At 65.8% G+C, this 24,862-nt stretch carries 25 protein-coding genes; 9 read left to right on the forward strand and 16 right to left on the reverse strand.

Translation table 11 applies throughout. The annotated features are described in order from the left end of the window. Nucleotides 1-36: 36 nt before the first annotated feature. The 4 genes from ACP7BL_RS14310 to ACP7BL_RS14325 form a co-directional block, all read right to left on the reverse strand. Nucleotides 37-1,497: an NAD(P)(+) transhydrogenase (Re/Si-specific) subunit beta gene (locus ACP7BL_RS14310; RefSeq protein ID WP_426258652.1), complete on the reverse strand. Its 1,461-nt coding sequence runs from the start codon at nt 1,495-1,497 to the stop codon at nt 37-39. A 109-nt stretch (nt 1,498-1,606) separates the two neighbouring features. After that, complete coding sequence (locus tag ACP7BL_RS14315) at nt 1,607-1,918, reverse strand: NAD(P) transhydrogenase subunit alpha (RefSeq protein ID WP_033965836.1); 312 nt, start codon at nt 1,916-1,918, stop codon at nt 1,607-1,609. A gap of 122 nt (nt 1,919-2,040) precedes the next feature. Next, a complete protein-coding gene (locus ACP7BL_RS14320) occupies nt 2,041-3,168 on the reverse strand; it encodes an NAD(P) transhydrogenase subunit alpha (RefSeq protein WP_426258653.1) in 1,128 nt (375 codons plus the stop codon). A 2-nt stretch (nt 3,169-3,170) separates the two neighbouring features. Beyond that, nucleotides 3,171-3,299: an aa3-type cytochrome c oxidase subunit IV gene (locus tag ACP7BL_RS14325; protein ID WP_086010570.1), complete on the reverse strand. Its 129-nt coding sequence runs from the start codon at nt 3,297-3,299 to the stop codon at nt 3,171-3,173. A gap of 212 nt (nt 3,300-3,511) precedes the next feature. Between ACP7BL_RS14325 and ACP7BL_RS14330 the strand changes: the two genes are divergently transcribed. Then, nucleotides 3,512-4,936 (forward strand): sigma-54 dependent transcriptional regulator, encoded by a 1,425-nt coding sequence (locus ACP7BL_RS14330; RefSeq protein WP_341204242.1) that lies wholly within the window; start codon nt 3,512-3,514, stop codon nt 4,934-4,936. An 89-nt stretch (nt 4,937-5,025) separates the two neighbouring features. Beyond that, nucleotides 5,026-5,361 (forward strand): hypothetical protein, encoded by a 336-nt coding sequence (locus tag ACP7BL_RS14335; RefSeq protein WP_033965839.1) that lies wholly within the window; start codon nt 5,026-5,028, stop codon nt 5,359-5,361. 35 nt (nt 5,362-5,396) lie between these two features. Here the strand turns inward: ACP7BL_RS14335 and ACP7BL_RS14340 are convergent, their stop codons facing one another. From ACP7BL_RS14340 to glmM, 7 genes are all read right to left on the reverse strand, one after another. After that, complete coding sequence (locus tag ACP7BL_RS14340; RefSeq protein ID WP_033965840.1) at nt 5,397-6,281, reverse strand: bestrophin family protein; 885 nt, start codon at nt 6,279-6,281, stop codon at nt 5,397-5,399. A 42-nt stretch (nt 6,282-6,323) separates the two neighbouring features. After that, nucleotides 6,324-7,382 carry a dihydropteroate synthase gene (gene folP / locus ACP7BL_RS14345; protein WP_426258654.1) on the reverse strand — a complete coding sequence of 353 codons (1,059 nt, stop codon included), beginning with the start codon at nt 7,380-7,382 and terminating at the stop codon, nt 6,324-6,326. A 106-nt stretch (nt 7,383-7,488) separates the two neighbouring features. Further along, nucleotides 7,489-8,628, reverse strand: a complete 1,140-nt coding sequence (locus ACP7BL_RS14350; protein ID WP_033965847.1) for a site-specific DNA-methyltransferase — start codon at nt 8,626-8,628, stop codon at nt 7,489-7,491. 228 nt (nt 8,629-8,856) lie between these two features. Continuing rightward, the gene (locus tag ACP7BL_RS14355; protein WP_426258655.1) at nt 8,857-9,468 is read right to left on the reverse strand and encodes a ribonuclease HII; all 612 of its coding nucleotides are present in this window, start codon (nt 9,466-9,468) and stop codon (nt 8,857-8,859) included. Continuing rightward, nucleotides 9,461-10,783, reverse strand: coding sequence for a bifunctional hydroxymethylpyrimidine kinase/phosphomethylpyrimidine kinase (locus ACP7BL_RS14360; protein ID WP_426258671.1), 1,323 nt, complete (start codon nt 10,781-10,783; stop codon nt 9,461-9,463). The genes ACP7BL_RS14355 and ACP7BL_RS14360 overlap by 8 nt, the downstream gene beginning before the upstream one ends. 85 nt (nt 10,784-10,868) lie before the next feature. Continuing rightward, on the reverse strand, nt 10,869-11,114 hold the full coding sequence (locus ACP7BL_RS14365) for a DUF1272 domain-containing protein (protein ID WP_126846027.1): 246 nt from the start codon (nt 11,112-11,114) through the stop codon (nt 10,869-10,871). 115 nt (nt 11,115-11,229) lie between these two features. Then, on the reverse strand, nt 11,230-12,570 hold the full coding sequence (gene glmM / locus ACP7BL_RS14370) for a phosphoglucosamine mutase (RefSeq protein WP_126846025.1): 1,341 nt from the start codon (nt 12,568-12,570) through the stop codon (nt 11,230-11,232). Nucleotides 12,571-12,643: 73 nt separating this feature from the next. Between glmM and ACP7BL_RS14375 the strand changes: the two genes are divergently transcribed. Both ACP7BL_RS14375 and ACP7BL_RS14380 read left to right on the forward strand, forming a co-directional pair. Then, the gene (locus tag ACP7BL_RS14375; protein ID WP_426258656.1) at nt 12,644-13,930 is read left to right on the forward strand and encodes a dicarboxylate/amino acid:cation symporter; all 1,287 of its coding nucleotides are present in this window, start codon (nt 12,644-12,646) and stop codon (nt 13,928-13,930) included. Then, complete coding sequence (locus ACP7BL_RS14380) at nt 13,927-14,922, forward strand: aldo/keto reductase (RefSeq protein WP_426258657.1); 996 nt, start codon at nt 13,927-13,929, stop codon at nt 14,920-14,922. Before ACP7BL_RS14375 ends, ACP7BL_RS14380 begins: the two co-directional genes overlap by 4 nt. On the opposite strand, the gene ACP7BL_RS14385 is transcribed toward ACP7BL_RS14380, so the two are convergent. Together ACP7BL_RS14385 and ACP7BL_RS14390 are read right to left on the reverse strand one after the other, a co-directional pair. Then, complete coding sequence (locus ACP7BL_RS14385; protein WP_426258658.1) at nt 14,919-15,614, reverse strand: NnrU family protein; 696 nt, start codon at nt 15,612-15,614, stop codon at nt 14,919-14,921. The two genes, ACP7BL_RS14380 and ACP7BL_RS14385, sit on opposite strands and share 4 nt — an antisense overlap. Before the next feature lie 10 nt (nt 15,615-15,624). Further along, the gene (locus ACP7BL_RS14390; protein ID WP_426258659.1) at nt 15,625-17,418 is read right to left on the reverse strand and encodes a peptide MFS transporter; all 1,794 of its coding nucleotides are present in this window, start codon (nt 17,416-17,418) and stop codon (nt 15,625-15,627) included. A 116-nt stretch (nt 17,419-17,534) separates the two neighbouring features. On the opposite strand from ACP7BL_RS14390, the gene ACP7BL_RS14395 reads away from it, so the two are divergent. Together ACP7BL_RS14395 and ACP7BL_RS14400 are read left to right on the forward strand one after the other, a co-directional pair. Beyond that, the gene (locus tag ACP7BL_RS14395; RefSeq protein WP_426258660.1) at nt 17,535-18,113 is read left to right on the forward strand and encodes a nitroreductase family protein; all 579 of its coding nucleotides are present in this window, start codon (nt 17,535-17,537) and stop codon (nt 18,111-18,113) included. Between the two features lie 39 nt (nt 18,114-18,152). Beyond that, complete coding sequence (locus tag ACP7BL_RS14400; RefSeq protein ID WP_010406195.1) at nt 18,153-18,509, forward strand: GntR family transcriptional regulator; 357 nt, start codon at nt 18,153-18,155, stop codon at nt 18,507-18,509. 150 nt (nt 18,510-18,659) lie between these two features. On the opposite strand, the gene ACP7BL_RS14405 is transcribed toward ACP7BL_RS14400, so the two are convergent. Next, nucleotides 18,660-19,496, reverse strand: coding sequence for an arylamine N-acetyltransferase family protein (locus tag ACP7BL_RS14405; protein WP_426258661.1), 837 nt, complete (start codon nt 19,494-19,496; stop codon nt 18,660-18,662). Beyond that, complete coding sequence (locus ACP7BL_RS14410; protein ID WP_426258662.1) at nt 19,493-21,214, reverse strand: acyl-CoA dehydrogenase; 1,722 nt, start codon at nt 21,212-21,214, stop codon at nt 19,493-19,495. The genes ACP7BL_RS14405 and ACP7BL_RS14410 overlap by 4 nt, the downstream gene beginning before the upstream one ends. Before the next feature lie 48 nt (nt 21,215-21,262). Here ACP7BL_RS14410 and ACP7BL_RS14415 point away from each other — a divergent pair, with 48 nt between their 5' ends. Beyond that, nucleotides 21,263-22,321, forward strand: coding sequence for an L-threonylcarbamoyladenylate synthase (locus ACP7BL_RS14415; protein WP_426258663.1), 1,059 nt, complete (start codon nt 21,263-21,265; stop codon nt 22,319-22,321). Between the two features lie 64 nt (nt 22,322-22,385). On the opposite strand, the gene msrA is transcribed toward ACP7BL_RS14415, so the two are convergent. Continuing rightward, nucleotides 22,386-22,931 (reverse strand): peptide-methionine (S)-S-oxide reductase MsrA, encoded by a 546-nt coding sequence (gene msrA, locus ACP7BL_RS14420; protein WP_426258664.1) that lies wholly within the window; start codon nt 22,929-22,931, stop codon nt 22,386-22,388. Between the two features lie 66 nt (nt 22,932-22,997). Here msrA and galE point away from each other — a divergent pair, with 66 nt between their 5' ends. After that, nucleotides 22,998-23,990 (forward strand): UDP-glucose 4-epimerase GalE, encoded by a 993-nt coding sequence (galE, locus tag ACP7BL_RS14425; protein WP_426258665.1) that lies wholly within the window; start codon nt 22,998-23,000, stop codon nt 23,988-23,990. A 71-nt stretch (nt 23,991-24,061) separates the two neighbouring features. Beyond that, nucleotides 24,062-24,829 carry a helix-turn-helix domain-containing protein gene (locus ACP7BL_RS14430; RefSeq protein WP_137902453.1) on the forward strand — a complete coding sequence of 256 codons (768 nt, stop codon included), beginning with the start codon at nt 24,062-24,064 and terminating at the stop codon, nt 24,827-24,829. The last annotated feature ends 33 nt before the right edge of the window (nt 24,830-24,862 follow it).

The raw sequence follows: 24,862 nt of genomic DNA on the forward strand, positions 1-24,862 counted from the left end.
CGTTTCAGATCAACAGTTTGGCTGAAGTACGCTGGCTTAGTCCAGCGATTTGACGATCTCTTCGACCATCTTCTTGGCGTCGCCCAGCAGCATCATGGTGTTGTCCATGTAGAACACGTCATTGTCGACGCCCGCATAGCCGACCCCGCCCATCGAACGCTTGATGAACAGCACCGTCTTGGCCTTGCCGACATCGAGCACGGGCATGCCGTAAATCGGAGAAGTCTTGTCGGTCTTGGCCGCGGGGTTAGTCACGTCGTTCGCGCCGATCACGAAAGCGACGTCGGTCTGCGCGAATTCGCTGTTGATATCCTCCAGCTCGAACACGTCGTCATACGGCACGTTTGCTTCGGCCAGCAGCACGTTCATGTGGCCCGGCATACGCCCGGCCACGGGATGGATCGCATATTTCACGCGCACGCCATGGGCCTTCAACTTGTCGCCCATTTCGCGCAACGCATGCTGCGCCTGGCTGACCGCCATGCCGTAACCCGGCACGATGATAACCTGTTCGGCCTGTTCGAGCAGGAAGGCGGCGTCCTCGGCCGATCCGCGCTTCCACGGCCGCTGCTCCTTGGGCGCGCCGCCCGCCGTCGCGGTTTCGCCGCCAAAGCCGCCCGCGATCACGCTGAGGAAGCTGCGGTTCATCGCCTTGCACATGATGTAGCTGAGGATCGCGCCCGACGACCCGACCAGCGCGCCGGTGATGATCATCGCGGTGTTGTGCAGCGTGAAGCCCATCGCCGCCGCCGCCCAGCCCGAATAGGAGTTGAGCATCGACACCACCACCGGCATGTCCGCCCCGCCGATCGGCACGATCAGCAGGAAGCCGATTGCGAAGCTGAGCACGGTGATCGTCCAGAACACCCATGCGCTCTGGTCGACGGTGAAATAGCCGACCAGCCCCAGGATCGCGGCGAGCACGCCGAGGTTGATCACATGCCGCCCCGGCACCAGGATCGGCGCGCCGCCCATATTGCCGTTGAGTTTCAGGAAGGCGATGACCGAGCCCGAAAAGGTGATAGCGCCGATCGCGACGCCGAGGCCCATTTCGATGCGGCTTTGCGGGAAGATCAGGCCATCCACGGCAATGCCAAACGCACCCGGATTGAGGTAGGCCGCGCATGCCACCAGCACCGCCGCCAGCCCGACGAGCGAGTGGAAGGCGGCGACAAGCTGCGGCATGTCGGTCATCGCGATCTTGCGCGCCGTGGTGATGCCGATCGCCGCGCCGATGCCGATTGCTGCGAGGATTTCGATCAATGTCAGGCCGTCAACGTGCGCGATGAAGCCCAATTGACCGAAGTCTTGATAATCTTTGAAAGGCACATGCGTCACCAGCGTCGTCACCACCGCGATGGTCATGCCGATGATGCCCATGCGGTTGCCGCGCTGGCTCGTCGCCGGGCTGGACAGCCCGCGCAGCGCGAGGATGAAGCACACCCCCGCGACGAGGTAAGCGAGCGATGCCCAGGGATTGACCGTTATCTGTTCCACTTGCCTTCAACCCCTTACCGTCACCCCGACCTTGTGCCGGGGTCCACCGCGCCATCAGCCCCGGCGTCAGTGGATGAGTGGACCCCGGCATAAAGCCGGGGTGACGAAATCAATGTTTGGCGGCCGCGCTCGGCACCTTCTTCTTGTACATCGCCAGCATCCGCGCGGTGACGGCGAAGCCACCGAAGATGTTGACGCTCGCCAGCACCACCGCGAGCAGCCCGAGCCATTTCGACGTCGCCCCGCCCTCACCGATCCCGGCCGCCGCCGCCGCGATCAGCGCGCCGACGATGATCACCGAGGAAATCGCATTGGTCACCGCCATCAACGGCGTGTGTAGGGCGGGGGTGACCGACCAGACGACATAATAGCCGACGAAACAGGCCATCACGAAGATCGAAAGGATCGAGATAAAGTCCATGGCCGATCAGAACCTCTCAAATTTCAGGATGCTCGCCCGTATCGCAGAGAAAAAAGAAGAAATGCGGGCGGGCTTGCACCCGATCACGGGTAGCGAAACCGGGGGGTGTAGGACAGCAGCGCTCATACCGCCGGGAGCAACCGCGCGTTGACGATCTTGCCGCCTTGCGTCAGCCGGATCGCATCGCCGATCTCGGCATCGAGCACGGGCTTGCCCGCCTCCTTGTCCCAAAAGGCGCTGAGGAAATTGAACAAATTGCGCGAGAACAAGGCCGAGGCATCCGCCGCCAGCCGCGACGCGACATTGCGGTGGCCGACGATCGATACGCCGCTCACCACCACGGTTTCGCCCGCCACCGCGCCCTCGACATTGCCGCCGCTTTCGACCGCGAGATCGACAATCACCGACCCCGGCCGCATGCTCGCCACCTGCGCCGCCGAAATCAGCCGTGGCGCGGGGCGTCCCGGAATCAGCGCCGTCGTAATGACGATGTCCTGCTTGGCGATGTGCGACGACACCAGTTCGGCCTGCGCCGCCTGATATTCCGGGCTCATCTCGCCGGCATAGCCGCCCGAGCCTTCGCCCTCGATCCCCGCAACGCTTTCGACGAAGACGGGCTTCGCCCCCAGCGACAGGATCTGCTCCTTGGTCGCCGAGCGCACGTCGGTCGCCGAGACCTGCGCGCCGAGGCGCCGTGCGGTGGCGATCGCCTGCAACCCGGCAACGCCCACGCCCATCACGAACACGCGCGCGGCGGAGACGGTGCCCGCTGCCGTCATCATCATCGGAAAGGCGCGGCCATAGACGCTGGCCGCATCGAGCACCGCTTTGTAGCCTGCGAGATTCGACTGCGACGACAGGATATCCATCGATTGCGCGCGCGTAATGCGCGGCATGAATTCCATCGCCAGCGCTTCGAGGCCCGCAGCGGCATAGCCCTCGATCCGCGCACGGTCGGCAAAGGGGTTGAGCGCGGCGGCAAGCCATGCGCCGGGAGCGACACCGCTCAGCGTATCGGCGGCAGGCCCCTGCACCGCCAGCACGATCTCGGCCCCCGCCAAGGTCGCCGCGCGGTCTCCCAGCGTTGCACCCGCGGCGGCATAATCGGCATCGGCGATCGAGGCGGTCAGCCCCGCGCCGCTTTCGACCGCGACGCTCGCGCCGAGCGCGATGAATTTTTTGACGGTTTCCGGAGTGGCGGCAACGCGGCGCTCGCCCTCGGCGGTTTCACGCAGGACAGCGATCTTCACGCTTATTTGCCCGAGATCAGCCACACCACCACGAACGCGATGATGAAGCACGCGATCGCACCATATTTCAGGACAGCAATGACCTTTTCATAGGTCGCGCGGTGAACTTGCAGCTCGCTATCGGCAGCCATCGTTTCTCCCCTCGAAGATCCGGGGTTACCCCCGCTTCGGACCCGTGCTTAGCCCGCGCAGGCTAGCCCCTCAACCCCTCATAGGTTTGTTACAGCGCTACCTTGGTATCGGTCGACTTTGTCCCACCCGTCCCATGACGGGGCGTTTAAGCCCGCTTTCATACCTTGTCGCTATGGCTGGCGGCTGGATTTGGCACGCATTGGGGTAAAGCATGACGCGCAACGGACAGCGCCTGCTGATGTTGATCGACGACGAACCTGCGCAGCGCCGCCTAGTCGCGGCGATCGCGGTGCGGCGCGGTTGGCGCGCGGTGTTCGCAGCCGACGGCGAAATGGCGATCGCGATGCTGGGCACGCCGGACGGGATGCAGCTCGATGCCGTGCTGCTCGACCAATGGGCCCCCGAGGCCGATCCGACCGCCCTCATCGAGGAAATCCGCACCCGCCGCCCCGATCTGCCGCTGCTGTTGCTGACCGCCAATGGCTCGGTCGCGCAGGCCGTCGCCGCAATGCGCAGCGGTGCCACCGATTTTCTGGTGAAACCGCTCGCGCCCGAACGGCTGCTTGGCGCGCTCGACGCGGCGGTCGCGGGCAAGGCGGCGGGTGAATTGCGACCATTGACCGAAAAGATCCCGGCGCTGCTGGCGTTTGACGAGATCGTCGGTTCCGCGCCGGATTTCCGGGCCGCGCTCGCCATCGCTGCCAAAGCGGCGCGGGCGCGCGTGCCGGTGCTGCTGGAGGGCGAGAGCGGCGTCGGCAAGGAAGTCGTCGCCGAGGCGATCCATGCCGCGTCGCCGCGCAACAAGAAGCCGATGGTCGCGGTCAATTGCGGTGCCTTGCCGCCCAACCTCGTCGAATCCGAGCTGTTCGGCCATGAAAAGGGCGCGTTTACCGGCGCGTTCGAGCGCAAGATCGGCCGCTTCCAACTCGCCGATGGCGGGACGCTGTTCCTCGACGAAATCGGTGAAATGCCGCTCGATGCGCAGGTCAAATTGCTGCGCGTGCTGCAATCGGGCGAGATCCAGCCGATCGGCGCACGCCACGTCCGCGAAGTCGATGTTCGCGTCATCGCCGCCACCAACAAGCGCTTGATCGAGGAAGTCGAGGCCGGGCGCTTCCGCGAAGACCTCTATTACCGCCTCAACGTCGTGCAGGTGACGATCCCGCCTTTGCGCGAACGCACCGGCGATATTCCGGCGCTCGCCCGCCATCTGCTCGCGCGGATCGCGCAACAGCCGGGGTTGCGCCAGCTTGGCATCACCGACGATGCGCTCGCCTTGCTGGGACGGTATGACTGGCCCGGCAACGTGCGCCAGCTCCAGAACGCCTTGTTTCGCGCCGCCGTGCTGTGCGACGGATCGGCGCTGACGCGCGCGGACTTCCCGCAGATCGCGGCGCTTGGCGGGCAGCGCCACACCACGCCGACCCCGGTGCCGATGGCGACCAGCGGCGGCGTCACGCTGTTCCATGCCGATGGCAATTTGCGCGCGCTCGAGGAAATCGAGGCCGATGTCATCCGCCTTGCGATCGGCCATTATCGCGGGCGCATGACCGAAGTGGCGCGACGGCTCGGCATCGGCCGCTCGACGCTGTACCGCAAGCTTGGCGAATTGGGGATCGACAACGCCGCAGCCTAACCGCGCCTGTACGATCGCTTCACCGCAAATTCAGGGCCGATGCGGAAATATCCGCAGCGCTGTGTGTTACAGCGTCGAGGAGATTACCCATGTCGAAGAAATCCGTTTTCGCGGCGCTGGCCGCGCTCTCGCTGGTCCCGGCGGCCATGCCGACCATGGCCGTCGCGCAGGATCGTGACGACCGTCGCTATGATCGTCGCGACGATCAGCGGACCTATCGCGGCGAGGACGGCCGTTATTATCGCTGCAAACGCAGCAGCGGCACCACCGGAGCAATCGCCGGTGGCGTTGGCGGCGCGGTCGCGGGCAATGTGCTCGGCGGCGGCGTGCTCGGCACGCTGGCGGGCGGCGTTGGCGGTGCCCTGCTCGGCAAGCATCTCGACAAGAAGCATGACGCGGCACAGAATCGCAAGAACGGCTGCTGATTGTGGTGGGGCGGTAGGCGACTACCGCCCTTTTCCTACCAGAGGATCCCTTTGACGGGACGCATCGGTTCGGGGGCTGGATCGCCCAGCGCTTGCAGCAAGTCGATCTCGATCGTGCGGCACATCGCGCTCAGCGGCACGTCGTGCACGGTATTGGCGAAGGGATCGACCAGATCGTCGCCAATGCGCAGCACCGCGAGGAACATCGCCCCCGCCACGGTCGAACCGATCGGCGTGGCAAATTCCAGCGTCTCGACCAGCCCGATCGGCAGCAGCACGCAGAACAGCCGGGTGAACAGCTCGGGGAAGAAGCGGTACTGATTGGGCAAAGGCGTGTTCTTCAACCGCTCCATCCCGCCTTGCGCGTTGGTGATATCGACCAGGATCCGCTCGATCGCCGCTTGTTGCACCGTGTCGATCCAGCCGAGCACGCGCGCATGGTCGATCCGGCGGCCGGTGCCGTCGAGGATGCCATTGGCGGTGTTGGTGCGCGCGAGCGAGGGCTTGGCTTCGTCCGGGGACAGGAAGCGCTCTACCTCGGGCCTGGGGTCCTGCCGCCGCAACTGACAGCGCAGGACGTTCACATAAGTCACATGACGCAGGATGATCGCGCGCTGCAGATCCCGCCCTTCGGCGTCGGGCAGATAACTCCGCACCGTTCGGGCAAGGCTGCGCGAGGCGTTGATCATCGCGCCCCACAGCACGCGCCCCTCCCACCAGCGCTGATAGGCCGAGGTGCTGCGAAAGCCGAGAAACAGCGCCAGCGCCGACCCGAACAGCGTCAACGGCAGCGACGGCGCGTGGAACGGGAGCAAATAATAGCCCCCCGTCACCACCACATCCCAGACGAACAGCACGAGCAGCGGTCGCCACACCTCGGCGAAAATCTGGCGCAGGCGCGGGCCGGAATCGATAATCATGGGCGTCTTCCCTCCAACCTGACGGCTGGGTTAGCCGTGCCGCTAGCGTCCGACCAGTGCCCGATCGCGCAAGCCACGCCAGACGCGCACTGCCTGCGCCGTCTCCGCGACATCATGCACCCGCAGCAGCTGCGCGCCCGCCGCCACCCCCGCCATCGCCAGCGCGATCGATCCGCCCAGGCGCTCGCGCGCGGGCGCTTCATTGGACAGCGCGCCAATCAGGCGTTTGCGGCTGGCACCCAGCAGGATCGGACAGCCAAGGCCGTGCAACAGCGCAAGGCCATTGATCAGCGCGAGATTGTCCGACAGCGATTTGCCAAAGCCAATGCCGGGGTCAACGAGGATCCGGGAGCGGTCCACCCCACCCGCGACCACCGCCGCAATCCGCGCCTCGAGCCAGTCGAACACCTCGAGCAGCACGTCCCGATAGCCGACACTGCCATGGCCGCCCTTGGCCGGATCGGGCGAATGCATCAGCACGACCGGGCATCCGGCCTTCGCCACCACCTCCAGCGCGCGATCATCCCACAATAACGCGGCGACATCGTTGACGATCGCGGCGCCTGCGCCCAGCGCCGCCTCCATCACGCCAGCCTTGCGCGTATCGATCGAAACGAGCGTGCCGCTGCGCGCGAGCCGTTCGATCACCGGCACGACACGCGTGATCTCATCGCCTTCCCACACCGTCGCGGCCCCGGGCCGGGTCGATTCGCCGCCGACGTCGATCAGCGCCGCGCCCGCCTCCGCCATCGCCACGCCCGCACTGGCGGCGGCGGCCGGATCGTCATGAACTGCGCCGCCATCCGAAAAACTGTCGGGCGTCACATTGAGGATGCCCGCAACCATCGGCTGATCGAAGCGCAACGTCCGCTCGCCCAGCACCAAAGGCGCGCGCGGCGCGGTGATCGCGGCGTGGAGCGAGGCAGCACGCTCGTCGCGCAGCAGCGGGCCAAGCTCGGCCACCGGCACGGTGCGCCGCCGCCCGTCCTCAATTACCTCATAAGCGGAGAACCACAGCATCCCGCCCGCCAGCCGCGCGACCGCGCCGTCGCGATCCACCGGGGTATCGACAAACTGGATCGGGCGGAGGTGGAGGGTCATAGTACGTCACCCCGGACTGTTCCGGGGTCCACCGTGGTGCCATCCCCGCGCGATGTTCTTTGCGGCACCGTGGATGCCGGAACAAGTCCGGCATGACGGTGTGCGGCTAAGGCTGGGTCGCCAGCAGATAGGTCTGGCGCAGCACGTCGATCGGCTTCAGCCCCTCGGGCGTTTCATAATGCCAGAAGGTCCAGCCGTTGCAGGCGGGCGCGTTCTGCAGCGTCGAGCCCAATTTGTGGATCGACCCGACCGCGCCGCACACGCTTTCCAAACTGCCATCGGCGCGCACCAGCGCGCGGTGGCGGCGCTTGGCATCGCACAGCACATGACCCGCCGTCAGATACCCATTTTCGACCAGCACGCCGAACGCCACCTTGGGCGCGGCCTTCGGGCTTTGCATCGTCTTGAGCGAGGATTCATCCAGCGGCAGCGCCGCAGCGATGCGTTCGCGCGCGGCGGCGATATAGTCGTCCTCGCGCTCGATCCCGATCCAGCGCCGTCCGAGCCGCTTGGCGACCGCGCCGGTCGTGCCGGTGCCGAAGAACGGATCGAGCACCACGTCGCCCGGCTTGGTGCAGGCAAGCAGGATGCGATAGATCAACGCCTCGGGCTTCTGCGTCGGATGGACCTTGACCCCGTCCTTCTTCAGCCGCTCCTGCCCGCCGCACACCGGAAATTCCCAGTCGCTGCGCATCTGCAATTCGTCGTTCAGCGTCTTCATGCTGCGATAGTTGAAGGTGTATTTGGCCTTCTCGCCCATCGACGCCCAGATCAGCGTTTCATGGGCGTTGGTGAAGCGCGTGCCCTTGAAATTGGGCATCGGGTTGGCCTTGCGCCACACGATGTCGTTGAGGATCCAATAGCCGAGATCCTGGATCGCGGCACCGACCTTGAAGATATTGTGATAGCTGCCGATCACCCAGATCGCGCCATTGTCTTTCAGGATCCGCTTCGCCTCGACCAGCCATTCGCGCGTAAACTTGTCATAGGCGCTGAGCGAATCGAACTTGTCCCATTCGTCGGTCACCGCATCGACATGGCTGCCATCGGGCCGCGACAGGTCGCCGCCGAGCTGCAGATTATAGGGAGGATCGGCGAAGATCAGGTCGACCGATTTGGCCGGCAACGCGCGCATCGCCGCGATGCAATCCCCCTGCAGGATCTGGTCGAGCGGCAATTCGGCCATCGGCACGCGCGGCACCGTGTCGAGCTTCGTCCCGACCCTGATCTTTTCCAAAACGCCCATCATGCCCGCCTTTATTCGCTGTCGCGCGCATCCCTGCGAATGTGGGGACTCCCGTCAAGCGAACATTGGTTAACGAAAACCTCTGCCAAATCGTTAACAAGGCGGAACATTTCGGGAAGCAGGGCAGATGTTGAGTCCGGAGTTATCCACAGGCCCAACCGCTGGGGTGTCGCCGCGAGGACTCACTTGCGATAAAAAAGATGGCCCCGGAACGAATTCCGACCCGAATCACACCAGCAGCGTTTCCCGCGCGCGATAGGCCTCCGCGACCGGCGCGAAGCTGCGGCGGTGGAGCGGACACGGGCCATGCTCGCGCAGCGCGCGCAAATGGTCGGGCGCGCCATAGCCCTTGTTGCTGTGCCAGCCATAATGCGGATGCGCCTCGGCATGCGCGAGCATGATTGTGTCGCGGGTATGCTTGGCGATGATCGAGGCGGCGGCGATCGACAGGCTGATCGAATCGCCCTTCACGATCGGCGTCGCCGCAAAGCCCCATTTGGGCAAGCGGTTGCCATCGACCAGCACATGCCCCGGCGCGCAGCCGAGCGCCTCGACCGCCAGCGTCATCGCCTTCATCGTCGCCCAATAGATATTGAGCGTGTCGATCTCCTCGGCCTCGACAATCCCGATCCCGACGATCGCGCAGGCACGCAACCGGTCATGCAGCCGCGCGCGGTCGGCATGGGCGAGCTTCTTCGAATCATCGATGCCGCGTGGGATACCCTTGGCCGGCAGGATCACCGCAGCGGCGACCACCGGCCCAGCCAGCGGCCCGCGCCCGGCCTCGTCCACCCCGGCGACAGGCGCAAGGCACAGTTTCTCGTGTTTCAGGCTAGGCATCGCGCAAGCGCCATGGCGGATAGCGGCGGTTTTCGCCAGCTTGATAGAGGCAGACCGCATTGCCTGCGGGATCGCGCAGCCGCGCCTCGCGCCAGCCCCAGGGCTGCTCGGTCGGCGGCTGGTCGAACACCACCCCCGCCGTCTGCAATCGCGCGACTTCGGCGTCGAGATCGGCGCATTCGAAAAACACTGTCGGTTCCGCGCCTTGCTCGATCGACAGCGTCGCGCCGCCCGGTGCCTCAAACCGCGCATAATGCGCATCGTCGGTGGCAACGATCTGGGTAAGGCCGAGCGTGCGGTAGAAATCGCACGAGGCAGCATAATCGGACAGACCGAGCGTGATCTGGTTGAGCCGCCGCTCCGGCCCGATATCGAGCCGCACCGCCTGATGCCCCATTGGCCCATGTCCGCCGCCAAGGCCGGGGGCATCGTGCAAGGCAAGCCGAACAAAGTGCCGCGCGCCAGCGATCGCTGCGGTGAGCGACTGCCCCTGTGCCAGCAACGTCGCGATCGCCGACGCCAGCGTGCAGCCGGTGCCGTGGGTGCTGCGGGTTTCGATTCGCGTGGCAGACCAGGACGCGACCTCGCCTTGGGGGCCGATCAACCGATCGACGATCTCGTCCCCTTCGCCATGCCCGCCTTTGACGAGCAAAAATCCCTCTCCCAGCGGGAGAGGGAAGGGGCCCGCGCCGAAGGCGTGGGAAGGGTGAGGGTCTGCTCCAGCCGCCGGGTCACCCTCACCCTTCCGCCGCTGCGCGGCTCCCTCCCTCTCCCGCTGGGAGAGGGATTTTTGCAGTGCCTCCAATTCCGGCAAGTTGGGCGTCACCACCGTCGCGATCCGCATCAACCGCTCGAACGCCGCAATCGTATCGGCATCGGCCAGCACGTCGCCGCTGGTCGCAACCATCACAGGATCGAAGACGATGGGGATGCTTAAGCCCCTCCCTTTCAGGGGAGGGGTTGGGGGTGGGGCCGTGCCTATAGTGGGCGCATCCGGGGAGAGGCCCCACCCCAGCCCCTCCCCTGAAGGGGAGGGGCTAAGGCGTTCAAGATAGTCCGCCACCGCATGCGCGGTCGCCGCCGAGCCGATCATCCCGATCTTCACCGCATCGACCCCAATGTCCGACACGCACGATTCGATCTGCGCGATCACCATCTCGGTCGGTACCGGCAGCACCGCCTGCACGCCCAGCGTATTCTGCGCGGTGATCGCGGTGATCGCGGTCATCGCGTGGCCGCCGAGCATGGTCACCGTCTTGATATCGGCCTGGATGCCAGCGCCCCCACCCGAATCCGACCCCGCGATGATCAGGATGCGCGGGACAAGGCCCCCCTCCCGCGCGCGGGAGGGGTTGGGGGAGTGCCTGTCTTGGTCGGGAAGGTTCGTCACAGGCCCTCCCCTACCCCCTCCCGCGCGCGGGAGGGGAATTAAACCGGCGCACGGTGCTCGCCGGGTGGCGCGCCAGCGCGTCATCGACGCGCGCCGGACGGTCCATCAATTCGCCGCCGCAATTGGGGCAACGATCGTCGAGCGCTTCGGCACATTCGGCGCAGAAGGTGCATTCGAACGAGCAAATGAACGCGCCCGCTTCATCGGCGGGCAAATCCACGCCGCAGCGTTCGCAATCGGGGCGCATTTCGAGCATTTCGTATCTTTCTCCCCTCCCGCTTGCGGGAGGGGTCGGGGGAGGGCTGTCGCGGACGGCACGGGATGACATGCCCTCCCCCAGCCCCTCCCGCAAGCGGGAGGGGAGGACGAAGTTAGCCGGCCGCCACGCGCACGGCGTCGCAAATGCGATCGACCACCGCCTCGACCTGGGCGGGGTCATCGCCCTCCGCCATCACGCGGATAACGGGTTCGGTGCCCGACGGGCGGATCACCAGCCGGCCCTTGCCCTTCAGTTCGGCCTCAGCCTGCGCGATCACCGCCTTCACCGCCTCGGCCTCCAACGGCTTGCCGCCCGCGAACCGCACATTCTTCAGCAATTGCGGCAATGGCTCGAAGCGGTGCAACAACTCGCTCGCCGGAGCCCCCGCCCACACCAGTTCGGCCAGGATCTGCAGCGCCGCGACGAGCCCGTCGCCCGTCGTCGCATAATCCGACAGGATGATATGCCCCGATTGCTCGCCGCCGACATTATACCCTTGAGCGCGCATCGCCTCGAGCACATGCCGATCACCGACCGCGGTCCGCACCAGGCCGATGCCCTGCGCCGCGAGATGCCGCTCGAGCCCGAGATTGGACATGACCGTCGCGACCAGCCCGCCATTCTTCAACCGCCCGCTGCGCGCCCAGCCGCTAGCGATCGTCGCCATCAACTGGTCGCCATCGACGACATGGCCCTTTTCGTCGACCACGATCAGCCGGTCGGCATCGCCATCGAGCGCGATGCCGAGCTGCGCGCCGCTTGCCACCACCGTCTCGCACAGGGTTTGCGGCGCGGTCGAGCCGACGCCGTCATTGATGTTCTTGCCATTGGGCGTCACGCCGATCGCGACGACATCGGCCCCCAATTCCCACAAGGCAGTCGGCGCGACACGATAGGCCGCGCCGTTGGCGCAATCGACCACGATGCGCAGGCCATCCAGCCGCAGATTTTCGGGAAAGGTCGATTTGGCGAAATGGATATAGCGCCCCTGCGCGTCATCCACGCGCCGCGCACGGCCAATTTCGGCGGCAGCCGACAGCGCGATATCCCCGTCGATCAGCGCCTCGATCGCGGTTTCGTCAGCATCAGACAGCTTATAGCCGTCGGGACCGAACAATTTGATGCCATTGTCGAAGAACGGATTGTGGCTGGCCGAAATCATCACGCCCAGATCGGCGCGCATCGACTGGGTCAGCATGGCGACCGCAGGCGTCGGCATTGGCCCCAACAGCACGACGTCCATGCCCACGCTGGTGAAGCCCGCCACCATCGCCGATTCGAGCATATAGCCCGACAGGCGCGTATCCTTGCCGATGACCACGCGGTGCTTGTGGTCGCCGCGGCGGAAGTGCGCGCCCGCCGCCATGCCGACCTGCATTGCCATCGCCGCGGTCATCGGGGCTTTGTTGGTCAGGCCACGAATCCCATCGGTGCCGAAATATTTTCTTGCCATCAGCCCTCATCCATTGGGTTATGCCCGTATCTTCAGAGGTGCGTGATAGCGCCGCTTACGGATAAGGGCGAGTATGTCTGCAACGTTGAATAGCCCGTCGACACGGATCCTCGTGTCGCTGGGCGCTGGATTACTCCTTGGCATTGCTTTTGCCACCTGGCTGCCAGGCGCGGTGCCCGGAGCGACCGCAGTGGCGCAACCGATCGGCTCGGCCTGGCTCAACGCGCTGCAAATGACGGTGATTCCGCTGGTGTTCTCGCTGCTCGTCACCGGCATTGCGTCGACCGCCGAGGCGGCACGCAGCGGCGCAGTCGCGGCGCGCGCGATCAGCATCATTCTGGTGGTGATGGTCAGCAGCGCGGTGGCCGCTGCACTGCTCACGCCGTTGTTCCTCGGCCTGGTGCCGATGCCCGCCGCCTCGGCCGCCGCCTTGCGCGGCGCGCTGGTGAATGTCGGCCCGCCCGGCGCGGTGCCGCCGCTCGGTGAGTTTCTGGCGGGCATGGTGCCCAATAACGTCATCGCCGCCGCCGCCAATGGCGGCTTCCTGTCGCTGATTCTGTTCGCGTTGATCTTCGCCTTTGCGCTCACCCGGATCGATGCCACGGGCCGTACCGCGTTGCTGACCTTCTTTTCCGCGATCCGCGATGCGATGCTGGTGATGATCGGCTGGATCATCTGGATCGCGCCGATCGGTGTGTTCGCCCTCGCCCTGACGGTGGCCGCCAAGACCGGGACGGCAGCGGTCGGCGCACTGTTCCACTATATCGTGACGGTGTCCTCGGTCGGGATCGTGGTCAGCCTGTTTGCGGTGCCCGTCGCCATCTGGGGCGGCCGCATGGCGCTTGGGCGGTTCATCCGCGCCTCGCTGCCGGTGCTGGCGGTCGCGCTCAGCACGCAATCCTCGCTCGCCAGCCTGCCCGCGATGTTGCGCAGTTCGGAAGAGATGGATGTACCGGTGGCCACTTCGGGCGTGGTGCTGCCGCTCGCCGTTGCGATGATGCGCGCGACTGGCCCGGCGATGAACCTGGCGGTGGCGATCTATGTCGCGGCGTGGTTCGGCGTGCCGATGACCTTCGCAACGCTGGCGGCAGCGACCGTGGTCGCCGTGCTGACCTCGCTCGGCTCGGTCAGCCTGCCGGGGCAAATCAGCTTCATCAGCGCGATTGCGCCGATTGCGGTGACGCTCGGCGTGCCCGTCGCCCCGCTTGGGCTGCTGGTTGCGGTCGAGACGATGCCGGATATTTTCCGAACCCTCGGGAACGTCATCTTCGATCTGGCGGTTACGCTGACCGTGGCAGCGCGTGGGGACAAGGTCCCGCTATCCGCCGCCGACACCTTGCTGCAGGAACACCCTTCATGAAATATCGCACGCTTGGCCCCGATCTCACGGTTTCCGCACTTGGCCTCGGCTGCATGCCGATGGCGGGCGTCGGCCCCAATATGTACGGCGCGGCGAACGAAGCCGAGAGCATCGCCACGATCCACCGCGCGATCGAGCTGGGCGTGACGCTGTTCGACACCGCCGAAGTCTATGGTCCGCTGATCAACGAGGAACTGGTCGGCCGCGCCATTCGCGGAAAGCGTGACGGGCTGGTGATCGCGACCAAATTCGGCTTCCGCTTCGGCGACGACGGCAAGGTATCCGGTGTCGACAGCACCCCCGCCAACATCCGCCGCGCGTGCGAAGGCTCGCTCCAGCGGCTTGGCATCGACACGATCGACCTGTTCTACCAGCACCGCGTCGACCCGAACGTGCCGATCGAGGACACTGTCGGCGCGATGGCCGAGCTGGTGCGCGAGGGCAAGGTCCGCTTTCTTGGCCTGTCCGAGGCGAGCGCCGCCACGCTGCGCAAGGCAGCGGCAGTGCATCCGATCGCGGCGCTGCAATCCGAATATTCGCTGTGGGAGCGCGATATCGAGGAGGAGATTTTGCCCGCCTGCCGCGAACTCGGCACCGGTTTCGTGCCCTATAGCCCACTCGGGCGCGGTTTCCTGACCGGTCAGATCACGTCGCGCGACGATCTGCCCGAGGGCGATTATCGGCGCAACGACCCGCGCTATTCGGAAGAGAATTTCGCGGAAAACCTCAAGATCGTCGATGTCGTCAAGCAGACCGCCGCCGCCCACGGCGTCAGCGGGGCGCAAGTCGCGCTCGCCTGGTTGCTGGCACAAGGCGACGATATCGTGCCGATCCCCGGTTCCAAGCGCCGCGCGACGCTGGAGGACAGCATGGCGGCGGTGGAGGTCAGCTTGACCGCCGAGGATCTGGCCGCGCTCGACCGCGCCGCGCCGCGCGGCGGCACGGCGGGGCCGCGTTATGGGGCCCCGATGATGAAGATGGTGCGGCTCTAGCGGTAAACCCAGCGCCATAGCCCCGCCGCCACGCCGGCGATGGGGATATGCGCCCAGGTTGCGGCCAGCCAGATCACTACCCCGCCCGCAAGGTCATGCGGGCGGAAGCCGCCGAAGCGCGCGCGGCGCTGCGCGATGGCGAGGAACGGCCAATAGCTCGTCTTGCGTTCCCAATCGCGCCACAGATCGGGTTGCAGCGCCTCCTTCTTGCGGTCCTGCAGCGCCGCGCCGACCAGCGCCAGCACGATAATCGCCACCGCGACGATGATGTTGGCGGCGATCGGATAGACCGCGATGTGGCACAGCCCCCACAAAGCGAACGCCCACAGCATCGGGTGCCGCGTGATGCTGAACACGCCGCGCGCCGCAGCCGGAGCGGCCGCGACGGGTGGCCCGGGCAGCGCGGGATTGCCGAGCAGCGATCCCATCAGCAGCACGCTCGCCAGCAACATCACCAGCGTGACGGGGCCCCAAATCCCCTCTCCCACCGCCCATAAAGGCGCGGTGGCAGGGGCGGCACGATAGGCATGCGCCAGCCAGCCGAGCGTGGCGAAGGCGACCAGTGCGTAGACCCCCATGAACCCGTTCGCGCCAACCGCCTTGACGAGGGGGCTGCGCAGCGGATGCGACAGCAGGAAATGCGTTCCAACGAAGGCCGCTGCCGCGGCGATCACCATCTCCGTGCCATCCATCGCGCTTCCCCTATTTGACGCCGTGCATCCACTTCTTCAGCGGCCAGGCCAACAATAGCAGAAGAACGCCCAACGCCATCGCAACTTCGGCGATGGTCGTGAAGGTGCCCGTATAGGTGTCGAGGCTGACCTTCAGGTTGGTTACCTCGCCGCCGACCGTATCGACGCTGGCGAACTGCGCGACGATCCCGGCGACATATTGCGCGCAGGAGATCGACAGGAACCACACGCCCATCATCAATCCGACGATCCGCGCGATCGACAGCTTGGTGATCATCGACAGGCCGACGGGTGAAATGCACAATTCCGCAACCGAGTGGATCAAGTAGAGCCCGGCCAGCCACCATATGCCGACCTGGAAATTGGGGCCGGCAAACCCCGCGCCCAGCACCAGGAACAGGAAACCCGCACCGACCCCGATCAGCGCGATGCCGAACTTGACCGGAATCGATGGCTCCAGCCCGCGCTTGGCAAGTGCCGTCCACAAAACGCTCATCACCGGCGCAAGCGTGACGATAAAGAAGGCGTTGAAGAACTGCGTCTGCGGTGCCGAGATCGCGAAATCGCCGAACAGCCGCAAATCAGTATTGCGATCGGCGAACAGCGTCAGCGACGAACCGGCCTGCTCGAACAGCGTCCAGAACACGACGTTGAACACGATCAACACCATCGCCGCCAGCATCATCTGGAATTCGCGGCGGTCGCCCACCACGAACGACCAGATCAGGATGCCCGGGATCGAAATGAGGAAGGTGCCGAACAGCAACTTGCCCATCAGCGACAGCGACGCAAGATAGCCGATAAAGCCCGAGCCCGGCACCGGCGGCACCGCATTCATCAAATTGGTGAACAGGAAATACAGGACCGGCACCGCGACCAGCGCACCGATATAGATCGGCAGCGCGCGATCGGGCCCGCTGCGCACCGGAGCCTCGCCATAACCGTTGAGCTTGCCACCATCGAACTGGATCAACGCATAAGAAATCAGCATGCCGACCGCTGCGAGGCCGAAGCCCGCCCACCAACCGAAGGTGTCGGCGAGGATCGGACACAGGATCTGCGATCCGAGCGACCCGAGATTGATTCCCATATAGAAAATGGTGAAACCCGAATCGCGGCGACGATCGCCTTGGGGGTAAAGCTCGCCGACCATCGTCGAGATGTTGGGTTTGAAGAAGCCGTTGCCGACCGAAATCAGGCTAAGCGCGAGGAGCATGATCGTCACGAACAGCGGGCTGCGCTCGGCATCCGATTTGAAGCCGTCCTTGGCGATCGTCCGCGCGGTGCTGCCGTCGGGCGCGAGCAAGGAGACGGTGCCGTCGTCATTGCCCTTCACTTGCAGTCTTTTGCCGTGGTCGACGATGTAGCGCTGTTCGGTGCTGCCCTTGGCTTCGACCTGCACATCATAGCGCTGGCCGTCGATTGTCGCGAACGGCACTGCCGTCTGCCCACCGAAGCACAAGGTGAAATAGCCGACCGCCATCATGATCGCGCCGAACTTCACCGACCGCTTGGAGCCGAGATACTGATCGGCGAGATAGCCGCCCACCAATGGGGTCAGATAAACGAGTGCGGTGAAGCCTCCGTACAAACCGGTCGCGGCACGATCGCCGAACACGAAATGCTTGGTGAGGTACAGCGTGAGCAGCGCGCGCATGCCGTAATAGCCGAAGCGCTCCCACATTTCGGTGGTGAACAGCCGGGCGAGCTGGCGCGGATGGCCGAACCACGTCGCGCCCGTCGCCGGATTGACGTGCGTAATATCCGGCTCGCGCGGGGTGTCCGCGGTCGGGGTATCCACCATGTAAGAAGCTCCCTGAAATGGCGCAGTGTCCGTAAAGCCGACACCGTTGGTTACCGCAGAGACTAACGCCAATCGTGGGTGTGTAAATATGCCTGCGTGGCCGCTATGGGATCGCGATGCTCAACGACCGCACCAGCCCGCTCTCGCTTCTCGCCACCCGCCGCTCTGGCCGCCCGCGCGATTTGGTCGCGCCCGGCCCCGATGCGGCGCAGCTTGACCAGATCCTCACCATTGCCGCGCGCACGCCCGACCACGGCAAGATCGCCCCGTGGCGCTTCGTGGTGGTGGCCCCCGAACAGCGCGACGCGCTCGCCAACGTCATCACCACCGCCTATCGCGCCGAACGCCCGCAGGCCGCCACGACCGAGATCGCCGCGCTCGAGCAATTCGCGCACCAGGCCCCCACGCTCGTCGTCTTGCTCTTTTCGCCGCGCACCACCAGCCATATCCCGCTGTGGGAACAGGAACTGTCGGTCGGCGCAGTCGGCATGAACCTGCTGCACGGGGCGCATGCGCTGGGTTTTACCGGCGGCTGGCTGACCGGCTGGCCGAGCTATTCGGACGCGGTGCGCAATGCGTTCGGCGCAGAGCCGGAACGGATCGCCGGATTCTTCTTTCTCGGCACGCCCAGCCGCCCGCTGGAGGAGCGCCCCCGTCCCGATCCGAGCGCGATCATCACAAAGTGGGATGGCTGAAGTACTGGACAGAAACGACCATTGCTGTATTAGGGTAGCATGACAGCGTTGAACAGCGAAGACAGCCCGGTCTATATCAAGCTGCGCGGCACCATTTCCGCGGCGATCCTGCGCGGGGACTTTCGCGCGGGTGACCAGCTCCCATCGGTCCGCGCGCTTGCCGCCGAACATGGCGCCAACCCGCTGACCGTCGCCAAGGCCTATCAGAGTTTTCAGGACGATGGCTATGTCGAGGTGCGGCGCGGCGTCGGCATGTTCGTGCTGCCCGGTGCCGCCGAAAAGCTGCGCGCGGCCGAGCGCGAGCATTTCGTCAAAACCAGCTGGCCGCGCATCGCCGCGCATATCGATCTGCTCGGGCTCGATGCCGCGGATCTGCTGGAACGCGAAAAGGCCTAAACACACACACACTCCGTTCGCACCTGTTACAACCGTTCGCCCTGAGCCTGTCGAAGGGCACCTTTCCGTAAGGGAGCACCGTCGCAAGCCGTGCGCAGGGGCTTCGACAGGCTCAGCCCGAACGGATCTGAGGAAGAGTGCCGCGTTTGGCTACGCCTCCACCACCCCCAGCGCCGCCACGTCCTCGGCGCTCAGCGTAATGCCGAACATCATGCTGAGGCGCATCCGGTAGACGCGCGGATCGGTGATGATCGCTTGCGTTTCCTCGCCCCCCGCACGGCGGCGATAGCGCGCGTCGGTCAGCGACGCCAAGCCGTTGGGTAGCACGATGCTGACCACGCCGACCTGGCGAAAGCGACTTTGGGGCGCGGTCGACGTCCAATGGTTGCTGAGCGCGAGATCGGTGGGATGCACCGGCACGGGCGCGAAACTATATTGCGGTTGAAACCCGCTGCCGGTGCCGCGTCCGTCGGTGGTGGCCGCATCGCCGTCGCGCAGCAGCATCCAGCCATGCGCATCGTTCTGCTCAAGCCGGAAGGTCGCACCATCGGGCGCGGTCACCTCTGTCCCGGCGATCAGCGGCATCGGCGGGGTATAGCTGCCGCCGAAACCGGCATCGGCAATCCAGAGCTCTTCGCCGAGCGTGACGAGGCTGAAGGTGTGCGTCAGCGGTGGCACATCGGTCGCCCCCAGCCAGACCCGCGCGAGCACCGGGCTGGCGACGAAGCCCAACGCCGCCAGCGCATCGAGGAACAGCCGGTTATGCTCGAAACAATAACCGCCGCGCCCGGCCGTCACCAATTTGGCGAAGACGGAGTCGCTGTCGATCGCAATGCCGCGCCCGAGCAAGACGTCGAGATTCTCGAACGGAATCGCCAGACGGTGCGCGCGCTGCAACGCTGCCAGACCGTAGGAATCGACGGTCGGGCGGGCAGGCAGGCGGATGCGGGCGAGATAGGCGTCGAGATCGAAGGCGGTCTCGCTCATGCAGCGAAAGCCTCCGCCGTTACCGAATAGAGCACGTCCGCCGTGGCGGTTGCCGCCGCCTTCAGCCCCAGCGCCTCGGGCACGATCTGTGCGACATAGAAGCGCGCGGCCGCCACCTTCATGCTCAGGAACGCGCGGTCGCCTTCGGCGGTGGCGGCGATCCGGCCCGACCGCTCCATCAGCCAGCCGCACACCGCGACCGACAGCATCGTCAGGAAGGGATAGCTCGCGGCCAATTTGTCATCGGCCGACAGCCCCGCCATGCCGCGCCCGATCTCGTCACAGGCGTCGATCAGCGTGCGCAGCCCGGCATCCTCGGCTTCGGCGCGCATATCGGCGATCAGGCGCGCAAACACCCCGCCATTGTCGAGCCCGAGCTTGCGCCCGACCAGATCGGCCGCCTGAATGCCGTTGGTGCCTTCATAGATCGGAGTGATACGCGCATCGCGGAAGAACTGCGCCGCGCCCGTCTCCTCGATATAGCCCATCCCGCCATGCACCTGGATGCCGAGGCTGGCGACTTCATTGCCGATGTCGGTGCCATGCGCCTTGGCCAATGGGGTCAGGATATCGAGCCGCTCCTGCCCGCCCGCTTGGCCGAGCGTCGCGCGGTCGACTTGGCTCGCGGCATAATAGACCAAGGCGCGCGCCGCCTGGGTCTGCGCCTTCATGCGCAGCAGCATGCGGCGCACATCGGGATGCTCGACGATCTTGACCGGCTCGGCGCTGCCCGATCCGGCGCGCGGCGATTGCACGCGCTCCAGCGCATAGCCGACCGCCGCCTGCGTCGCGGCCTCGGCGACCTGCACGCCCTGCAAGCCGACATTGAGCCGGGCATTGTTCATCATCGTGAACATCGCGCGGATCCCGCCAAACTCGCCGCCGATCAGCTCGCCGATGCAATCGTCGTTATCGCCGAAGCTCAATACGCAGGTCGGCGAGGCGTGCAGCCCCATCTTATGCTCGATCGAGACGACGCGGACGTCGTTGAAGTCCCCCGGCGTGCCATCGGCGTTCAGCCGGTACTTTGGCACCAGGAACAGCGAAATTCCCTTGGTCCCGGCGGGGGCGCCCGGCGTGCGCGCGAGCACGAGGTGGACGATGTTGGGGGCCATGTCATGGTCGCCGAACGAGATATAGATCTTGGTGCCCTTGATGCTCCATTTGCCGTCACCGAGCGGCTTGGCCTGGGTGCGCAGCGCGCCGACATCGGAGCCCGCCTGCGGCTCGGTCAAGTTCATCGTGCCGGTCCATGCGCCGGTGGCGAGGTGCGGCAGATACTGCGCCTGCTGTTCGGGGCTGCCATGATGCGCCAGCGCCTCGATCGCGCCGACCGTCAGCGTAGGCGCCAGCGCAAAGCCCATATTGGCGCTGCCGAGCGTATCGAGCACCGCGGTCTGGATCGCAAAGGGCAGGCCCTGCCCACCAAACTCTTCCGGCACGCCGATCGTGCCCCAGCCGCCCTCGACATAATCCTGATAGGCCTTCACGAAGCCCTCGGGCATCACCACGCCTTCAGGCGTCCATTTCGCGCCAACCGTGTCGCCCGCGCGCAGCAGCGGTGCCCATTCGCCCGCCGCCAGTTGCCCAACGCCTTCGAGCACGGCATCGACCACGTCATCGCTGGCAGCAGCGAAACGGTCGGTGGCGGCGAGATCGGCAATGCCGACGACATGATCGAGCACGAAGCGCTGATCGGCGGTGGCGGGGGTGAACATCGGGCATCCTCTTATGCAACAGGCTTTGCCCGGCTATAGCCCGCGATAATGACCACGCCAAACCCGCCTTGCGCGACGCAGACCTTACCCTACGGCGCGGCTGCCATCGCCGCCGCCGCCGCGCTGATCGCGGAGGGCCAGCCGGTCGCGATCCCGACCGAGACGGTCTACGGCCTTGCCGCCGACGCCACCGATTCGCACGCGGTCGCGCGGATCTACGCGGCGAAAGGGCGACCGAGCTTCAACCCGCTGATCGTGCATGTGCTCGATCTGGCGGCAGCGCAGGCGATCGCGACGTTCGATGGGACCGCACTGGCGCTGGCCGAAGCGTTCTGGCCGGGGCCGCTAACGTTGGTGCTGCCCGTCCGCGCCGATGCCGGGATTGCCGCTTTGGTGACGGCGGGCCTGCCGACGATCGCGCTGCGCGTGCCCGCCCACCGCGCGATGCGTGCGCTGCTCGCCGCCACCGCCAAGCCGCTCGCCGCGCCCTCGGCCAATGCCAGCGGCGCGATCAGCCCGACCCGCGCCGAGCATGTCGTTGCGAGCCTCGGCGGGCGCATTCCGCTGGTGGTGGACGACGGCGCGACCGAGGCGGGGCTCGAATCGACGATCGTGCTGGGGCGCGAGATCCTGCGACCGGGGCCGATTACGGCGGATGCGCTGGCTGGGGTTCTTGGCACCCTCCCAACCCCGGACGATCACCCCGGCGAACGCCGGGGCCCAGTCGCGAGCGGGGAATCATTGCGTGCAGCACCCGCCACAACCGCCATCTCTCCTGGGCCCCGGCTTTCGCCGGGGTGGAGGGAGGGGGCAACAATCGTCGCCCCCGGCCAACTCGCCAGCCATTATGCGCCGCGCAAAGCGCTCCGCCTCAACGCGACCGAAGCGACGGACGGAGACTATCTGATCGGCTTCGGCACAATCGCGGGCGACACCAACCTGTCGCCCACCGCCAACCTCATCGAAGCCGCCGCCAAGCTGTTCGACGCGCTCTACCAGGCCGACGCATCACCGAGCACGACCATAGCGATCGCGCCAATCCCGAACGACGGCATCGGCGAAGCCATTAACGACCGTCTGCGGCGCGCGGCGCACCGCGACACCTGACACCCTCCGCGTCCTCCGCGCCTCTGCGCGAACAAACCTTCTGTTCGCGCAGAGAGAAGAAGCCCTAAGCGCTCACCGCCGCCTTGGACCGCGCGGCGAAGCTCTTGCGCAGCTTGGCGAGCTTGGGCGGGATCACCGCCAGGCAATAGGGGTTCCGCTGGCCTTCGCCTTCCCAATATTGCTGGTGGTAATCCTCGGCCGGATACCATTCGCCCATCGGCTCGATCGTGGTGACGATCGGGGCCGGCCAGTCCGCCGCCGCGCGCGCCTTGGCCGCCTCGGCCTCGGCGCGCTGCGCGTCGTCCGCCGGGAAGAGCGCCGAGCGATATTGCGTGCCGACGTCATTGCCCTGGCGGTTGAGCTGCGTCGGATCGTGCGTTGCAAAGAACATGTCGAGGATGTCGCCATAGGACACCTGATCGGTATCGAAAGTCACGCGGATCGCCTCGGCATGGCCGGTATCGCCCCCGCACACCTGCTTGTAGGTCGGATGCGGAACGCTGCCGCCGATATAACCGCTTTCGACGCGCTCCACGCCGATCACGTCCTTGAACACCGCCTCGGTGCACCAGAAACATCCGCCTGCCAGGGTTGCGACTTCGCTTGCCATCATTCGCTCCTCGTTTAGGGCTGCAAGATAGGGACGCGGGGCCCGGACAAAAAGAGCGAGGGTAGAATGCTGGACGGATCGGTACTGGTAACGGGCGGAGCGGGCTATATTGGCAGCCATGCGGTGCTGGCGTTGCTCGATGCGGGGCACCGCGTCGTGGTGTATGACAATCTCAGCACCGGCTTTGACTGGCTGGTCGACCCCCGTGCGACGCTGGTGCGCGGCGAGATCGAGGATGATGCGCACGTCCGCGCGACGCTGGGCGACCACGGCGTGCAGGCGGTGATGCACTTCGCCGGATCGATCATCGTGCCCGAATCGGTCAGCAATCCGCTGAAATATTATCGCAACAACACCGTCGCCAGCCGCGCGATGATTGAAAGCGCGGTGGTTTCGGGCGTGAAGCACTTCATCTTTTCCTCGACCGCCGCAACCTATGGCACACCCGCCAAGGTGCCGGTGGCCGAAACGGACCCGACCGTGCCAATCAACCCCTATGGCACCTCCAAGCTGATGACCGAGGCGATGCTGCGCGATGTCGCCGCCGCGCATCCGATGAACTATGCCGCCTTGCGCTATTTCAATGTGGCGGGGGCCGATCCGCAGCAGCGCAGCGGGCAATCGACCATCGGGGCGACCCACCTCATCAAGATCGCGGTAGAGGCGGCGCTCGGCAAGCGCGAGACCGTCGGGGTCTATGGCACCGATTACGACACGCCCGATGGCACTGGCGTGCGCGACTATATCCATGTCAGCGATCTGGCGGCGGCGCATGTCGCGGCGCTCAACCTGCTGATCGCCGAACCGGGCAAGAGCCACACACTGAATGCCGGTTATGGCAAGGGGTTCTCGGTGCTCGAAGTGCTCGACGCGGTCGACCGCGTCACCAACCACAAACTCAACCGCGTCATTGAGGGTCGCCGCGCGGGCGATGCGGGCGAACTCGTCTCCGATAATCGCGCGATCCTGGCGACGCTCGACTGGACGCCCAAGCGTGCCGATCTCGATCTCATCGTGCGCGATGCGCTGGCGTGGGAACGCAAGTTGGGCGATCGCTAGACCGCCGCGCGCACCCACGAATTTTTGGGGGTAGTCGCGCTACCGTCCGCGACCTAGGCCAAGGCATGGAGATGCCGGGGAAAGACGCCTTTTGGGCGCTCACCGAAAAGGAAAAGCAGACGCTTCGCCTGATCGTGCGCGGGCATGACGCGAAATCGGTCGCGCGCAACCTTGGCCTGTCGGTCCATACAATCAACGAACGCCTGCGCGATGCGCGGCGGAAGATGGCGGTTTCGAGCAGCCGCGAGGCCGCACGCCTGTTGCTCGACGCCGAGGGCGGCGCGGGGTTTCTGCCCCCCGATTTCTTAGGGGACGTGCGAATCGGGGACGACGCAACCGCCCCCCACGACGATCAGGACGGCACGCCGGTCGTCGGCGCGGGGCGCACCTACCGCCCCTCCTCCCGTCTGATCGGAGTCGTTCTCATGACGCTTGTCCTGTCCCTCCTGGTGCTTGTCGCGCTGCCGCAGAGCCCCACGACCGCGCCGCCAACCGCGACCATTGCACCGGCACATGCCGAGGCGGTGGCGGCGGCGCTCAACTGGCTCGACCTTGTCGACCATTATGACTGGGACGCGAGCTATCGCGGCACCGGCCCGGCGTTCCGCAAGCAGAACACGTTGCAGGTCTGGTCGCGGACCTCGCAGCAGGTTCGCGTGCCGCTTGGCGCGGTGATCTCGCGGGGATTCGTCAGCGAGGAGGACGTCCCGGCACCGCCGGCCGGCTATACGATGGTCAAATTCCGCACCAGCTTCGCCAACAAGGCCGACGCGATCGAAACGGTCACGCTCGATCGCGTCGATGGCCGCTGGCAGATCGTCGGGGTAACCATCGGCTGATGGTGCGCTCCCCCTCCCGCACGCGGGAGGGGG

The organism is Sphingomonas sp. DC1600-2 (genome assembly GCF_049897605.1).
Classification (GTDB): Bacteria; Pseudomonadota; Alphaproteobacteria; order Sphingomonadales; family Sphingomonadaceae; genus Sphingomonas.